The sequence below is a fragment of the Staphylococcus caprae genome (assembly GCF_002902725.1).
In the GTDB taxonomy this organism is placed as follows: domain Bacteria; phylum Bacillota; class Bacilli; order Staphylococcales; family Staphylococcaceae; genus Staphylococcus; species Staphylococcus caprae.
The window spans coordinates 145,403-159,841 of record NZ_PPRT01000028.1; the positions used below are offsets into that span (position 1 = coordinate 145,403).

Genomic DNA, 14,439 nt, shown 5'->3' on the forward strand with positions numbered 1-14,439 from the left:
ATGCGTCATATCATTTTTTATATCGTTTTAGCAATAGCTGCTTTTGGTTTAATCATGAATTTAGATGAATTTCTATTTTCTATTGTTAAAACTTTAATCAGTTTTGCAGTGATAGCGTTAATCATTTATCTTATATATTACTTCTTCTTTTTAACAGAAGACCAAAGAAAATATAAAAGAGCTGCAAGAAAATATAAACGAAGAAACAAGAAACATTAGTAAATAAAAGCATTGAAGTTAATTCCATGTTCCCTTTTCAAAGTGAATTTGAGGGTGAAATACATGTAGAACAATTAACTTCAATGCTTTTTTATTATTATAATTTTATTTTCGATACATCCATTCGTCAGAACGATACTTTTCTTCTAATTCTTTGACTTCAGCCATTTGTTGGTCAGAGAGTTTTAACGGTTTGAAATCAATATTTAACCCAGTCTTGAACCCTTCTTCAAATGCTTGTTCCATCTCTTCTAAAGTAATGTGCTTTTCTGATATGTCATTGATGGCTACTGCTTTTTCTACAAAAGCCTCTTTCATTTTTGCTTTTAATCGGTCATTTTTAAAAATAAACATATCAAATAACTCGTCTATATCAATATCTTGTAAAATAGACCCGTGTTGCAAGATAACCCCTTTTTGTCTTGTTTGAGCACTTCCAGCAATTTTTCTACCTTCTACAACTAATTCATACCAACTTGGTGCATCAAAACAAACGGAACTTCTTGGTTGTTTTAATTTTTCACGTTCTTCTTTTGAACGAGGTACAGCAAAATAAGTTTCAAAACCTAAATTTTTGAATCCTTCAAGCAATCCCTGAGAAATTACACGATAAGCTTCAGTTATAGTTGAAGGCATATTTGGATGAGATTCAGGTACAATAACGCTATAAGTTAATTCTTTGTCATGTAAAACGCCTCTGCCCCCAGTTTGACGTCGAACTAAACCAAATCCTTTTTCTTTAACTTTTTCAATATCTATTTCTTTCTGTAATCTTTGGAAATAACCTATTGAAAGTGTTGCTGGATCCCATGTATAAAATCGTATTACAGGATCAATTTCTCCTCTTGAAACAAAATTAAGCAGTGCCTCATCCATAGCCATATTGTAATATGGATCTTGACTACCTGTATTGATAAAATTCCAAGTTTCAGTCATAAAAAAACCCCTAACAAAATGTTTGAAATCTAAACCATTAAGTATATCTATGTATATTAAGATTATATGATTAAAACATAAACTCACACGTAAAAATATTTTGATAAATTGCCCTAACAGTCTTATAATTATAATATCGGTTAATTAGGGAGGATGCAAGATGAGTATCTCTTTGTACATTGCAATTGGAATCATAGTGATTATCATTGCATATATGGTCGTCCAACAGATTTTTAATAAACGAGCTGTAAAAGAATTAGACCAAAATGAATTCCACAAAGGCTTGAGAAAAGCTCAAGTAATAGATGTTCGGGAGAAAGTGGATTATGATTATGGACATATTAATGGTGCACGAAACATTCCAATCACAATTTTTAAACAACGTTATCAAGGATTAAGAAAAGATCAACCTGTTTATTTATGTGATGCAAATGGAATTGCAAGTTATCGTGCCGCTCGTATATTAAGAAAAAATGGATTTAAAGATATCTATATGCTAAAAGGCGGATATAAAAAATGGACAGGTAAAATTAAATCGAAAAAATAATTTTACGATAACATTTATCCGTGAATTAAAATTTACCCTCGAAGATGATATGACAATGTCATCATTTTCGAGGGTATCTTTATATCTATTTGAATATACAAAGTTCGTTGTGAACTTGGATTAAGTGATACTTTAAGATAAGAGAAAAATCCAGTATTTGATTATAGAAGAAGCCAATAAATGAACTTGATTTAAAAATTCATTTATTGGCTTTAATTTTTAGGGCGACGCTTCCCCTATTTATTTAGTGTTCGATAGTCTTTTCTTCTTTTAATTCTTCAAATTTAAGAATTGGTTTACGTGCTGCTGTAGTTTCATCTAATCTATCAATTATAGTAGTATGTGGCGCTTCCAGTACCATATCTGGGTTTTCTTTGGCTTCCTCAGAAATTTGAATAAGTGCATCTACAAAGTGATCTAATGTCTCTTTAGATTCTGTTTCAGTCGGTTCAATCATCATGCCTTCTTCAACATTTAGTGGGAAATAGATTGTTGGTGGATGTACGCCAAAGTCTAGTAACCTTTTAGCCATATCTAAAGTACGTACACCGTATTGTTTTTGTTTGTTTCCACTTAAGACGAATTCGTGTTTGCAATATTGTTCATAAGGAATTTCAAAATGGTCTTTCAAACGTGCTTTAATATAATTTGCATTGAGTACTGCAGCTTCTGAAACTTCTTTGAGTCCTTCTGCGCCCATTGTTCTAATATAAGTATAAGCTCTTAAATAAATACCAAAGTTACCATAGAATGGTTTCACTCTACCGATGGAATTTTGAATATCATTATCATATTTATAAAAATCTCCATCTTTGATAACCATTGGTTTAGGTAAGTAACTGGCTAGTTCTTTAACAACCCCAACTGGTCCAGAACCAGGTCCGCCACCGCCATGAGGTCCGGTAAACGTTTTGTGTAGGTTTAAGTGAACTGCATCAAATCCCATGTCGCCAGGTCGAACTTTATCCATAATTGCGTTTAAGTTCGCGCCATCGTAGTAAAGTAATCCACCAGCTTCATGAACGATTTCTCTAATCTCCATAATATTTTTCTCGAAAATACCCAAAGTATTTGGATTGGTTAACATGATCGCAGCAGTGTTGTCATTAACCACTCGTTTTAAATCTTCAATGTCAACCTCGCCACGTTCGTTTGATTTAACTGTTACTGATTTAAATCCAGCAAAAGATGCTGAAGCTGGGTTTGTACCGTGTGCAGAGTCTGGTACGATGACCTCGTCTCTGTGGCCTTGACCATTGTTTTCATGATACGCTTTGAAAATCATTAAAGCTGTCCATTCACCGTGTGCACCAGCAGCTGGTTGTAGCGTTACTTCATCCATCCCAGTGATTTCTTTTAATTCTTCTTGCAAACTATAAATAATTTCTAAAGAACCTTGGATATGTTCCTCTTCTTGAAGTGGATGGGATTCGCTAAATCCGGGTATTCTAGCAACCTTTTCATTTACTTTAGGATTGTATTTCATTGTACATGATCCTAGAGGATAAAAACCTGTATCAACACCAAAGTTTTTATTTGAAAGTTCAGTGTAATGACGAACTAAATCGAGTTCTGCAACTTCTGGAAACTCAGCTTTCTCTTTTCGAACAAATTTATCATCTAAAACAGAAGAAATTGAAATGTCCTCAATATCACTTTGTGGTAATGAATATGCATATCTTCCTTTTTTAGATCTTTCAAAGATAAGTGGGCTTGATTTTCTAACCATTTAATTCACCAGCTTTCTGAACGAATGTATCAATTTCATCTTTGGTTCTTAATTCGGTTACGGCTACAAGCATATGATTCTTGAAATCACTTGATACTTCACTTAAATCAAAGCCACCGATATAACCTTCATCCGCTAATTTTAAATTTACTTCTTTGATTGGTTCGTCAAATTTAACTACAAATTCATTAAATGAATTACCATCTAAAACTTCAAATCCTTGAGCTTTAAATTGATTTTTTGCGTAATTTGCATGTTTTAAATTTTGAACTGCTATGTCATAGATACCTTGTTTACCTAATGCTGACATAGCAATAGAAGAAGCTAAAGCATTTAATGCTTGGTTAGAACAAATATTTGAAGTAGCTTTATCTCTTCTAATATGTTGTTCTCTAGCTTGTAACGTCAATACAAAGCCACGATTGCCTTCTTCATCTTTAGTTTGTCCTACTAAACGACCAGGTACTTTACGCATCAATTTTTTAGTTGTAGCAAAATAACCACAATGTGGACCACCAAATTGTGTAGGAATACCGAAAGGTTGTGTATCCCCTACGACGATGTCAGCGCCAAAAGCTCCGGGAGGTGTTAATAAGCCTAAAGCGAGTGGATTGGCGTATACGATGAATAATGCTTTCTTATCTTTAATAAAGTTGTTTATTTTTTCAAGATCTTCAATTGAGCCGTAGAAATTTGGGTATTGAACGGCTACAGCAGCTGTATCATCATCAACAGCTTGTTCTAACTTTTCTAAGTCTGTAATTGTTCCATCTAGGTCGATTTCAACCACTTCAAATTCTTTACGTGTTTTAGCATAAGTATGGAGGACTTGTAATGCTTGATAATGTAATCCCTTTGAAACAACGACTTTGTTCTTTTTAGTATGGCTGAATGCCAAAATACAAGCTTCTGCAAAACTAGTCATACCATCATACATTGAAGAGTTTGCAACATCCATTTCTGTTAATTCACAAATTAAAGTTTGAAATTCAAAAATAGCTTGTAATTCACCTTGAGAAATTTCTGGTTGGTATGGTGTATAAGCAGTATAAAACTCTGATCTAGAAATCATCGCATCTACAACAGCGGGAGTGTAATGATCATAAACACCAGCGCCTAAAAATGATGCATGTGTTTCCTTTGTGATATTTCTGTTCGCAAGAAGGTTAAGTCTTCTAACTAAGCTTGTTTCTGCTTCACCTTTTTCAATATTTAAATTTCTATCTAATAAAATATCGGCTGGGACATCACCAAATAATTCTGAAATTGATTTTGCTCCAATAGTATCTAGCATTTCTTGCTTGTCTTGATCTGTTAAAGGTATATAACGATGACTCACTATTTACACCCCTCTGTTTATTTAGTAATTTGATTCTTCTTCACAATTTTAGCTTTAACTTGTCGTTTACGAACTTGAACAAGTACTTCTTTTCCCATTTCAAAAGCATCTCTATCGATAATAGCCAAAGCAATTGATTTACCTGATGAAGGAGATTGGGTACCTGAAGTTACTTCTCCAATTTGATTACCTTCAAGGTTTAGAACTTCATAACCTGTTCTCGCAATACCTTTGTCGAGTAATTCTAATCCGACAGTTCTTTTAGTAGAACCATTTTCCTTTTGGTCTTTTAGTACTGATTTACCTATAAAGTTGTCTTCGATAAGTGGTTTCGCTGCAAATGCAATTCCACCCTCATAAGGTGTAATAGATTCAGTTAAATCTTGACCATGTAGTGGTAAACCTGCTTCAAGACGTAATGTATCACGAGCACCTAATCCACATGGAACTACATCATGTTTGAGTAATTGATTCCATATATCCACTGTGTCTTCAGATTTACAGTAAATTTCAAAACCATCCTCGCCTGTATAGCCTGATTGAGAAAGAATTACCTTTTTACCAAATAAATCGACATTTTGTTTAAACTCAAACATTTTCATATCGCTAACATCGATATCTACATTTTCGTTAACAAGGTCTCTTGCTTTAGGCCCTTGTATAGCAAGTTGACCGTATTCATCAGAAGTATTATTAACGTTAACATCAAAATTTTTACTCTGTTTAGAGATCCAATTAAAATCTTTGTCAGTATTTGCTGCATTAACAATTAATAAAAATCGATCATCTGCTAATTTATATGTAACTAAATCATCAATGATGCCACCTTCGTCATTACATAAAGCAGTATACATTGCTTTATTATCTGTAAGGTTGTTCGCATCGTTTGATAAGATATATTGAACAAATTGAAAGGCTTCATTACCAGATATTTCTATTTCGCCCATGTGGCTTACATCAAATAAACCTATTTCATATCTAACAGCATTATGCTCTTCTTTAATACTTGAAAATTGAACAGGCATCGCCCATCCACCAAATTCAACTATTTTTGCACCGCTATCTATATAATTTTGATACAAAGGCGTCTTTTTTAATTCTTCAGTCATTTGAAAACCTCCTATAAATATTTAAAAAACAGAATAGCTTAAAAGCTACCCTGTTTAAATAATCCATCCAGGAACGCGTTACAGTATTATCCTTTTGCCTGAGAGTTTCGTTATATAATTTGATATAACTTGCACCTTCGGCGATAAAGTTAAATTTTAACAATATTCTAAAAACATTAACTAGAATATTACATTATATTTTACTTTATTCTCTCTAATACTGATCAATCGCAAGATAATTTTTCTATAATTTCCTCATAAATCTCTGAAACTGTAAGTCCACTATTCACCTTGATGAATGCGATTTCATTATATCTTGAAATCCTTGATAAATACAAGGCATTTAGTTGTTCAAGCGTCTTGTTTTTGGCGTTTGGTCTATGTGGATCACTCACAATGCGACGATAAATAACGTCGATATTACAATCTAGCCAGATAACATGTCTTTGCATTTTAAGTAGTGCTAATGAGTCGCTATTCTCAATTATACCTCCACCTGTTGAGATAATATCAAAAATATCTAGACACTCTTTTAAATACTTAAATTCTAATTTGCGAAATTCATGCTCGCCTTTGTCATTGAAAATATCTGGAATTGATTTCTCTTCATTTAATTCAATGTATTGATCTAAATCAACATAACTTAAATTTTGTAATTCAGAGAGATATTGTCCAATAGTTGTTTTACCAGTGCCCATAAAGCCAATGAATATAATAGGTACTTTATTCTTCATCAATTTTAATCTGCCTTTTTTAACTTATTAACGATAACTTTATTGTAGTAAATATCTAAGTTATGTATTGTCTTTAATTTTAAACCATATTGAGTCATATAAAAAGATATAATTGATAAATAAAATGAAAAAATTACTATTAAATATAAGCTAATGAACGCCTTTTGTTTATAAAATGATGGTTTTGTCTTTCGTATTGTTCGTATCCCCTATCTTTAATTCTATTTTTATTGTTTTATTGTTCGTTTTTATGATTTTGCTAGAAACGACATTATTCAATAACGTAATGTTTCCTTTATGGTTAATATTTTTATAAATTTTATTGTGGTTAAATATATATCTAATCTCTTCTTCCTTACCTCGAATAATTAATTTCGATGAATCTTCAATACTAATATGATTGTTATATTGTTGCGCTTCTTTTAATATATCTCGAGAAAAGAATTCAAACTCTATATCGTCATTGTCTTGCGCTAAATTCAGATAATGGGAAGTAAGATGTATGAGAGTTGGTAATAATGAAAAGCTAAGAAGTACTATAGACAAGGTAAAGAGTAATTCGATAAAAGTAAATGCAGGTATTTTATAGTGAGACACAAGTTTCGATTTTAAATTCTTTATCTTTACCACAAATTTTGTCATGAGATAATTGAATTTCATATTTTTCTATCACGATTCCTTGTTTAAGTTGATTTTCGTTGAAATGAGAAATGCTAGTAAGTATGATTTTTTTGATTTCTAAGGTTTTTAAATTGAGTTGATAAGTTTGATTAAATGAGGAAAGCGATGGTACAAAAATGAGCGTGATAATTCCTATAATAAAAAAGGCAAGTAAACCATCTAATAATAAAGATGCTTTAAGTTTAAATTTGAACATATCTTATACGTCCCTTTTCAATGTGTAAAATTATTTTGTAAGTATGTTGATTCATGGCAATAATAAGTGAACCAAAATGGTTTATGTTGCCCTCTTTATTAAAATTTAAGGTTTTAATTTTCGCTATATTCACTATTTTGCCGTGTGGAATATTAAACTTATATTTGTTGCCTTTCTCTTCGACAACCCGAATGGTATCAGAATTATTAGTGAAAATTAAAGCGATAGAACTATTTGAACTTATTGCTTTAGATTTAAAATAATTAAGTTTTGTAATGAAGTGTTTAATTTCGTGTTCTTCATTAACTATCTGTAAGTTGATAAGACTTCTAGACCACAAAGTTGTGACTGATAATATACTTATAATAAATAATATGATAATCATTTCTATAAGTGTGAAGGCGTTTATTTTACTAATTCGCAACTGCTTCACCGTTAGCTATACTAATTGTTTGTCCTGATTTGCAATTTTTCTGTCCTTCTTTAATAAAACCGTCGGAAATTAATTCTTGTATGTTACTCGGGTTGCGATTATGTTTCAATGCGTATGCTTCAATTTGACTATTTACCATTTTAACTTGTGCATCGCAACCAGTAGATTGAATGTGTGCTGTTTGCTTTGCAATATTAGGGATTATTAAAATCAGTAATAAACTGATAATTAAAAGTACTAGTAACATTTCAATAAGTGTAAAAGCTTTGGATTTTTTAAATTTTTTTAATAAGTTCATAATGACTTCTCCTTTACTTAATCGTTTGCATAAGTTCAAACATAGGTAGCATGATGACGAGATATAAAGACACAATAAACAAGCCTAAAATAAAGAAAATAACTGGTTGGATCAATTTTGTTTGTTTTATGACTTTATCTTCAAAATGTTGCAATAGCATTTGACTATATAATTTAAGCTCTATATCTAACTTTCCACTTTTTTCTCCCTGCTCGATAAATTTTATTAAATCATTTTTAAAGCATTTTAAATTTTTTAATATAAGCGGAAGTGTTCTTCCGTTATCAGCTCCTTCTAATAATTGACTTCCCAAGTATTTAAAGAATTCGTTGTTTTGTTCATTTTTATAGATAAAGACGATACGTTGGAGACTAACACCGTTTTTATAGAATAATGAAAGTTCATTAGAAAACTGATAAGTTCTATATATTTTGTAATAAGAGTTTAAAATTGGGATTTTGAGGATGTAATCTATTTTTTTATCAATGGGTAATTTATTTAAAAGTGTAATGAATGAAAAGTAAATGATCATTGATAAAATCAGAAATAGAAATAAAAAGTTTGGAAGTTTCGTTATGATAAAAGTAAGTATATTTTGAAAGGTAGATAATTCTACATTCATCGTAGAATATAATTGTTGGAACTGTGGAATAACTGTCATATTCAAAACGATAAGCATCACTAGGAAGATGCTTATTAATACTATGGGATATTGTATGGTTTTAATGAGTGCTTTTTTAGCTTTATAATTCCTCTTCATATAATCAATTGAATCTGTTATCGCATTCTCAAGTTTTCCATATTGTTCTGCGAATTTAATTTGATTAAGGATGATTTCAGGATAGCCTATTATTTTTAAAATTTCATAACATGTTGCGCCTGTTTGTAATGATTCAATGATATTTTGACCTATCGTTTTATTTTTATAAGGGAAGTGTAAATTTAGAAAGCTGAAACTTTCAAATAAAGTAAAGCCATTTTGTAATAATTGATTAAGTCGTTGAAGCAATTCAATTAACTGAGGCTCGGTAAGATTTTTTCGCTTTTTAAATTTAAATATATTTGTCGACAATTTCTTCACAGATAATACCTTCCTTAGACATATTACTTAGATGTGTGGACAAATTTGTGAAAGTCTTAGGTAATGCGTGGTTATGTTCAAAGAAATAATTGACTTGATTTTGGTGCATCACTTCACATACTAATTGTCGTGACTTTGCAGTCGTTGTAATTAACCTTTGATTAGATATTAAACTAATAGATTGACATAACTCTTGTACAGTTGCTCCCATCTCTTGCAGTCTGAGTAAGGCTCCTTTACAATCATTTGCATGTAATGTAGTTAATACTAAGTGACCACTTAAACTAGCTTGAATGACGCACTTTGCTACGTATGCATCTCTAATTTCTCCTATTAAAATGACATCAGGATCACATCTTAATATAGCTTTAAATGAATTAGCATAATTAATACCTGCTTTTTCGTTAACTGATATTTGAGTGATACCATCTAGTAATTGCTCAACCGGGTCTTCAATAGAAATAACATTTAAATTCAGATTTTTATGTGCATGCATGACCATTTGATACATCAATGTACTCTTTCCTGAACCTGTGGGACCACTGAATAGCAACAATCCTTGTTTTTTATTCATTAAGTGTTTAAAATCATTGAATTCGTAAGACTCTCTTTTTTGTTGAAAATATTGAGGAACGATTCTGATGACACAACTTTCATTTCCTAATGATAGCGGAAGCGTAGAAATCCTAAGATAATATATATTCCTTAATTTATAAATATATCTTCCGCTTTGAGCAACTTGTTGGGTAGAGACATCTAATCCTGATTTAAACTTCATATAGATAAGTAATTTACTATAGATAGGATGAGCTAACGTATCATAATTAATCAATTGATCGTTGATTCTAAGTTTGATGAGTGTATGATGCTCACTTGGAATAAAATGAATATCACTGACATTGTTATTGATGGCATGATTTACAATTTCTTGAAATAACATTTTCATAAAAACACCTCCTACATATAACAACGTAGGAGGTGTAAAAATTACTTTATTGATTTATCCATTTAAAAATGGATTTAATTGTTCGTCATCCACTGTAGTATAAGGACCATGGCCTGGGAATAATGGAAGGTCGCCTTCTAATTCAAATAATTTATCTTTAATAGAGTCGACTAAAGTTTCGTAATCTCCTTTATAAAGATCTGTGCGTCCAATACCATTATTAAATAAAGTGTCGCCTACTACAGCAAATTCATCAAACACATATGATAAACTTCCTGGTGAATGTCCTGGTGTGTGTAATACATTAAATTTAAAACCTTTAATTTCGGCAGGCCCTTCATTAATACTTAAAGGTTTCGCATTGCTAACTACTTGTGGCATACCATATTGTTTGAATTTAGAAGCACCGTTTTTCTCCGGATCCTGTAAAAAATCAAACTCGTCTTCATGCATATATACAGGTACATCATATTTTGTAACTATATCGTCCAATGCACCGATATGATCATAATGTGCATGTGTAAGTAGCACAGCCTTTAAAGGTTTATTTATCTGGTTTAATTTTTTAATAATTTTATCACTTTCACTTGAAGGATCTATTAAAATAACGCTATCATCATTTTCAATGAAATACGTATTTGTATCCACTAAACCAAGAGTTAAATTGGAAATTCTCATTATTTATTCACCACTATTATCTAAATGTTTTTGAACAGATTTAAGTTTATCATTCATTTTTCTAGATTTATCACGACGGTCGTCGATACGTATATTCGTACATACTCTGTCTAAACCTTTATCAAAAGGTAATTCATGAATTGCTTGAATGACTTCGAATAAATCTTTTAAGTCACCTTCTATAAGCGTGTTCATTGGTGTAAGTTGATAATCAATTTTACCTTGTTCTTTAAATTCTTTCAGTTTAGTTTGTATTTCTGCGATGTATTTACTTACACTTGGTCCTTCTGTGCCGACTGGAATAACTACAACGTCTACGATTGCCATTATTTTACACCTTCTTTATCTAGAACATAAGTCTTAATTAACCCTGCAGCTCCAGTAATACCTGCGTCGTTTCCAAGTTTTGCCTGAACGATTTCGGTTTCAAATTGAGCTGGAGTAAATGTTAGATTGTTATATTCTGTTTTGATATTTTCAATTAAAATCGGTCCTGCAGTAGACATGCCACCACCTAAGACAATGTATTTAGGATTGCTTGTAACACTAATAATACTGCATAAATAACCAATGTAATTAGCTACCTTTTCAGTGATAAATATACAGAATTGATCTCCTGCTTTAGCGGCATCAAAAACAGCTTTAGCAGTAACATTATTATCCTTAATTAATTGTAAAATTGATGATTTAAAAGTAAGTTTAGGATAATAGAAATTCACTAAATTAACAACACCAGTTGCAGAAGCTACTGTTTCGATACATCCTGATTTTCCACAATTACATTTAAAGCGTTGATCGAAGTCTGCTCTCATATGACCGATTTCAGCGCCTGATCCATTATGTCCGTGAACAATCTCCCCGTTAGATATGATACCACCGCCAAGACCAGTTCCTAAAGTAATTGCAACAACATCATCAGCACCCTCGCCGGCACCTTTATGCTTTTCACCTAAAGCGGCAACATTTGCATCATTATCCACATAAACAGGGCAGTCTACATATTTCTGGAAAATCTCTCTCACATTTACATTTCCAGGCCAATGTAAATTTACAGCACCGTTCACAACACCGGTTTCAAAGTTAACAGGTCCAGGTACACCAATTCCTACACCCTGAACATCTTCAAAATTGAAATTAAACTCTTGTACTTTTTGAACAAAAGAATCATAAATGTTTTTTAATAATAATTCACCAGTATGATCGCTAGTATCTGTATGAATTGACCATTTATGTAATTGTTCTAGTTGTGTATCGAAAATTCCCAATTTACAAGTAGTACCACCGATGTCGGCCGCTAAAATAATATTTGTCATTTATGTTCATTCCTTCTCTGATTAATTATCAAAATACATTTTAGATATTCATCTTTAGATAATAACTGATAGTTATATAAAGACTTTATTTCTTGTAACATCATTTCATGCATATCCTCAGGATCTTTAAAATAAATGATGAAACCATATTTCTTAAGTAACTGTAAAACATCATAAAAATTATTTATCTTTCGAGTCACTAGATTCACTCAACTCTTTTTGTAAGTTTTTGTAGTTAGTATTACTAGGGTCGCTTTTTACTGCCTTTTTCACATATTTTAATGCTTTCTTATTATCACTAAGAGAGCGATTAGCTATTGCTAATTCATAATTGAGTATGCCTGAATTGGGATAGCTTTTTAAACCTCTTTCCCATTCTGATATCGCTTCTGATTGTGAACTTTCAGTCGCTGTGATTAGTCCGCTTAAATAATATGTTTCATCGTCAGCATATTTTTTATTTAAAGTTTGAGTAACCACACTTTTAGCTTCGCTATAGTTGCCAGCTAACATTTGATCTTTTATCAGTTTGTCATAAATATTATCTTCTTTAATCGTAAATATCCTAATTTGCAAAGCAACAAAAATAGTTAATAAAATTATTAAAAATATCCAAAACAACTGACGATTATTTTTAAAATAATATCCAATCAGTGTGATTAATAATCCACCGATAAAGCCGCCTAAATGAGCCATAATATTGATATTAGACATGAAAAGCGACAGACCAACTAGGATAACCAATGCAATGAGTAATTGACCGATAACTTTTTTATCGAAGGTTTTACTTAAATACATTATTGCAAAAATAGCCCCAATTAATCCAAAAATTGCACCACTAGCACCAACGGAAATTGTTGATGTGTTAAAAGAAAGTGATACAAAATTACCAAACAATCCTGAAATAAAGTAAATGATTAGCATTCTCCATGAACCCACAATGGATTCAACAATTTTCCCAAAAATAAATAGAGAAAGCATATTCATTAAAATATGTTCAAAATTAAAATGTAAAAACATGGAAGTGATTAAACGATACCATTCTCCATGAACGACATTAAAATGTACAAGTCCACCAACATCTAATAATTTAACATCAGAAAATCTATTAAGATATAAAATCATACATAGCCAGATAACAACATTTATAATAATCAAAAGGTAAGTTGCAGGTGTGAATCTATGCATGTGTTTATCTAAAAGATTATTTGTTAATACTTTTCGTCTATAGTGAGAATAAGTCTTTTTATCATTGTTATTGATAAGCATTTTATGGATGACGAAATTTGGAGTGATTTGTTTTATATCTTCTTCATTTTTGATTATAAAGAAGTTGAGTTTTATAGGATCATTTTCGCTTATTTTTTCTTCAGAAAATTCCCTATCAGTAAAGTAATAAAAATTGTAAGAACTTGGTTTAAACCCAATCTTTTGCGCTAAATCATCTTGATGGTCTAGAATCCTAGATTTATCAAATCTAACTTCTTGAGTCGTACTTACATCTTTTCTAAAAATAACTACTGATTGTTTGCGTTTATGTACCAACCAAATTTCTGCATCATCTTTATCTCGACTTATTACATCGTAGTTTAGATATCTAATCCAGTAATATAAGGTCTTCCAATAAAGTTTCTCAATATTCATTTATTCCTCCACTACATCATTGTCATAAATAATTAATTGATCTACAGGTTGATCGAATGATTCTTTGTCAAATGTAGTAAGTTGAAAATCATATAGCAAGCTAACAGTTTGCGTTTTGTATTGGTTTAAAAATTTATCGTAATAGCCCCCACCATAGCCAATTCGATATCCACTTTTTTCAAAAGCTACACCAGGTACTACTAATAAATCCATATAGTTAGTAAGTTCAGAATCTGAAATAGAATGATAAATACCTTTATTATCTTTTTCAATTTCATTTAGAGATAATAGACGTTTAAAAGTCATCAATCCCTCTTTATAATTTGTTTCTGGAACGTAAACTTTTTTATTTTGTTTAATAGCCGTTTCGATTATTTGATAGGTATCGACCTCATGAGGCATCGATAAAACAAATCCTATGCTTTCAGCATCTTGATAAGCTTTCGTATTAAATAACTCATTTGCTAACCATAGGTCTGCAACAGCTTTTTTATCTTTGTTAAAACTTTTTAGTTTTTCAATTGTTGCTTGACGTATATGTTTTTTACCCAACATT

19 protein-coding genes and 1 riboswitch are annotated in these 14,439 nt (G+C 31.2%); of the genes, 2 read left to right on the top strand and 17 right to left on the bottom strand.

Annotated features, from left to right (window positions below; all coding sequences use genetic code 11):
- On the top strand, positions 1-219 hold the full coding sequence (locus CD155_RS06005; RefSeq protein ID WP_002443063.1) for an SA1362 family protein: 219 nt from the start codon (positions 1-3) through the stop codon (positions 217-219).
- Between the two features lie 105 nt (positions 220-324).
- Here CD155_RS06005 and lipM read toward each other — a convergent pair whose 3' ends face one another.
- Positions 325-1,155, bottom strand: coding sequence for an octanoyltransferase LipM (lipM, locus tag CD155_RS06010; RefSeq protein WP_002443064.1), 831 nt, complete (start codon positions 1,153-1,155; stop codon positions 325-327).
- A gap of 160 nt (positions 1,156-1,315) precedes the next feature.
- On the opposite strand from lipM, the gene CD155_RS06015 reads away from it, so the two are divergent.
- Complete coding sequence (locus tag CD155_RS06015; RefSeq protein ID WP_002443066.1) at positions 1,316-1,702, top strand: rhodanese-like domain-containing protein; 387 nt, start codon at positions 1,316-1,318, stop codon at positions 1,700-1,702.
- 244 nt (positions 1,703-1,946) lie between these two features.
- Here the strand turns inward: CD155_RS06015 and gcvPB are convergent, their stop codons facing one another.
- The 16 genes from gcvPB to CD155_RS06100 form a co-directional block, all read right to left on the bottom strand.
- On the bottom strand, positions 1,947-3,431 hold the full coding sequence (gene gcvPB, locus CD155_RS06020) for an aminomethyl-transferring glycine dehydrogenase subunit GcvPB (RefSeq protein WP_103212804.1): 1,485 nt from the start codon (positions 3,429-3,431) through the stop codon (positions 1,947-1,949).
- Positions 3,424-4,770, bottom strand: a complete 1,347-nt coding sequence (gene gcvPA / locus CD155_RS06025; protein WP_103212805.1) for an aminomethyl-transferring glycine dehydrogenase subunit GcvPA — start codon at positions 4,768-4,770, stop codon at positions 3,424-3,426. The genes gcvPB and gcvPA overlap by 8 nt, the downstream gene beginning before the upstream one ends.
- A gap of 17 nt (positions 4,771-4,787) precedes the next feature.
- A complete protein-coding gene (gene gcvT, locus CD155_RS06030) occupies positions 4,788-5,879 on the bottom strand; it encodes a glycine cleavage system aminomethyltransferase GcvT (protein ID WP_103212806.1) in 1,092 nt (363 codons plus the stop codon).
- A gap of 76 nt (positions 5,880-5,955) precedes the next feature.
- A riboswitch (glycine riboswitch) is annotated at positions 5,956-6,107 on the bottom strand.
- Complete coding sequence (locus CD155_RS06035; protein ID WP_172605822.1) at positions 6,104-6,613, bottom strand: shikimate kinase; 510 nt, start codon at positions 6,611-6,613, stop codon at positions 6,104-6,106. Its footprint overlaps the riboswitch before it by 4 nt.
- A 168-nt stretch (positions 6,614-6,781) precedes the next feature.
- Complete coding sequence (locus CD155_RS06045) at positions 6,782-7,210, bottom strand: competence type IV pilus minor pilin ComGF (RefSeq protein ID WP_256605058.1); 429 nt, start codon at positions 7,208-7,210, stop codon at positions 6,782-6,784.
- Positions 7,197-7,490: a hypothetical protein gene (locus CD155_RS06050; protein ID WP_103212809.1), complete on the bottom strand. Its 294-nt coding sequence runs from the start codon at positions 7,488-7,490 to the stop codon at positions 7,197-7,199. Before CD155_RS06050 ends, CD155_RS06045 begins: the two co-directional genes overlap by 14 nt.
- Positions 7,477-7,914 carry a competence type IV pilus minor pilin ComGD gene (comGD, locus tag CD155_RS06055; protein ID WP_115177457.1) on the bottom strand — a complete coding sequence of 146 codons (438 nt, stop codon included), beginning with the start codon at positions 7,912-7,914 and terminating at the stop codon, positions 7,477-7,479. The genes CD155_RS06050 and comGD overlap by 14 nt, the downstream gene beginning before the upstream one ends.
- Positions 7,904-8,221 carry a competence type IV pilus major pilin ComGC gene (comGC, locus tag CD155_RS06060; protein WP_002443081.1) on the bottom strand — a complete coding sequence of 106 codons (318 nt, stop codon included), beginning with the start codon at positions 8,219-8,221 and terminating at the stop codon, positions 7,904-7,906. The genes comGD and comGC overlap by 11 nt, the downstream gene beginning before the upstream one ends.
- A gap of 13 nt (positions 8,222-8,234) precedes the next feature.
- Complete coding sequence (comGB, locus tag CD155_RS06065) at positions 8,235-9,302, bottom strand: competence type IV pilus assembly protein ComGB (protein WP_103212810.1); 1,068 nt, start codon at positions 9,300-9,302, stop codon at positions 8,235-8,237.
- On the bottom strand, positions 9,274-10,248 hold the full coding sequence (comGA, locus tag CD155_RS06070) for a competence type IV pilus ATPase ComGA (protein ID WP_103212811.1): 975 nt from the start codon (positions 10,246-10,248) through the stop codon (positions 9,274-9,276). Before comGA ends, comGB begins: the two co-directional genes overlap by 29 nt.
- 54 nt (positions 10,249-10,302) lie before the next feature.
- Positions 10,303-10,926: an MBL fold metallo-hydrolase gene (locus CD155_RS06075; RefSeq protein WP_002443090.1), complete on the bottom strand. Its 624-nt coding sequence runs from the start codon at positions 10,924-10,926 to the stop codon at positions 10,303-10,305.
- 3 nt (positions 10,927-10,929) lie between these two features.
- The gene (locus CD155_RS06080) at positions 10,930-11,253 is read right to left on the bottom strand and encodes an MTH1187 family thiamine-binding protein (protein WP_002443093.1); all 324 of its coding nucleotides are present in this window, start codon (positions 11,251-11,253) and stop codon (positions 10,930-10,932) included.
- Positions 11,253-12,239, bottom strand: coding sequence for an ROK family glucokinase (locus tag CD155_RS06085; protein WP_103212812.1), 987 nt, complete (start codon positions 12,237-12,239; stop codon positions 11,253-11,255). Before CD155_RS06085 ends, CD155_RS06080 begins: the two co-directional genes overlap by 1 nt.
- On the bottom strand, positions 12,236-12,439 hold the full coding sequence (locus CD155_RS06090) for a YqgQ family protein (RefSeq protein WP_002443096.1): 204 nt from the start codon (positions 12,437-12,439) through the stop codon (positions 12,236-12,238). Before CD155_RS06090 ends, CD155_RS06085 begins: the two co-directional genes overlap by 4 nt.
- The gene (locus tag CD155_RS06095; RefSeq protein ID WP_103212813.1) at positions 12,420-13,883 is read right to left on the bottom strand and encodes a rhomboid family protein; all 1,464 of its coding nucleotides are present in this window, start codon (positions 13,881-13,883) and stop codon (positions 12,420-12,422) included. The genes CD155_RS06090 and CD155_RS06095 overlap by 20 nt, the downstream gene beginning before the upstream one ends.
- Complete coding sequence (locus CD155_RS06100; RefSeq protein ID WP_070872166.1) at positions 13,884-14,435, bottom strand: 5-formyltetrahydrofolate cyclo-ligase; 552 nt, start codon at positions 14,433-14,435, stop codon at positions 13,884-13,886. It abuts the gene before it with no gap.
- Between the last annotated feature and the right edge of the window lie 4 nt (positions 14,436-14,439).

Coding starts and splice junctions, on each gene's coding strand:
- CD155_RS06005 (WP_002443063.1), top strand. CDS start 1: ATGCGTCATATCATTTTTTATATCGTTTTAGCAATAGCTGCTTTTGGT.
- lipM (WP_002443064.1), bottom strand. CDS start 1,155: ATGACTGAAACTTGGAATTTTATCAATACAGGTAGTCAAGATCCATAT.
- CD155_RS06015 (WP_002443066.1), top strand. CDS start 1,316: ATGAGTATCTCTTTGTACATTGCAATTGGAATCATAGTGATTATCATT.
- gcvPB (WP_103212804.1), bottom strand. CDS start 3,431: ATGGTTAGAAAATCAAGCCCACTTATCTTTGAAAGATCTAAAAAAGGA.
- gcvT (WP_103212806.1), bottom strand. CDS start 5,879: ATGACTGAAGAATTAAAAAAGACGCCTTTGTATCAAAATTATATAGAT.
- CD155_RS06035 (WP_172605822.1), bottom strand. CDS start 6,613: ATGAAGAATAAAGTACCTATTATATTCATTGGCTTTATGGGCACTGGT.
- CD155_RS06050 (WP_103212809.1), bottom strand. CDS start 7,490: ATGTTCAAATTTAAACTTAAAGCATCTTTATTATTAGATGGTTTACTT.
- comGC (WP_002443081.1), bottom strand. CDS start 8,221: ATGAACTTATTAAAAAAATTTAAAAAATCCAAAGCTTTTACACTTATT.
- comGA (WP_103212811.1), bottom strand. CDS start 10,248: ATGAAAATGTTATTTCAAGAAATTGTAAATCATGCCATCAATAACAAT.
- CD155_RS06075 (WP_002443090.1), bottom strand. CDS start 10,926: ATGAGAATTTCCAATTTAACTCTTGGTTTAGTGGATACAAATACGTAT.
- CD155_RS06080 (WP_002443093.1), bottom strand. CDS start 11,253: ATGGCAATCGTAGACGTTGTAGTTATTCCAGTCGGCACAGAAGGACCA.
- CD155_RS06085 (WP_103212812.1), bottom strand. CDS start 12,239: ATGACAAATATTATTTTAGCGGCCGACATCGGTGGTACTACTTGTAAA.
- CD155_RS06095 (WP_103212813.1), bottom strand. CDS start 13,883: ATGAATATTGAGAAACTTTATTGGAAGACCTTATATTACTGGATTAGA.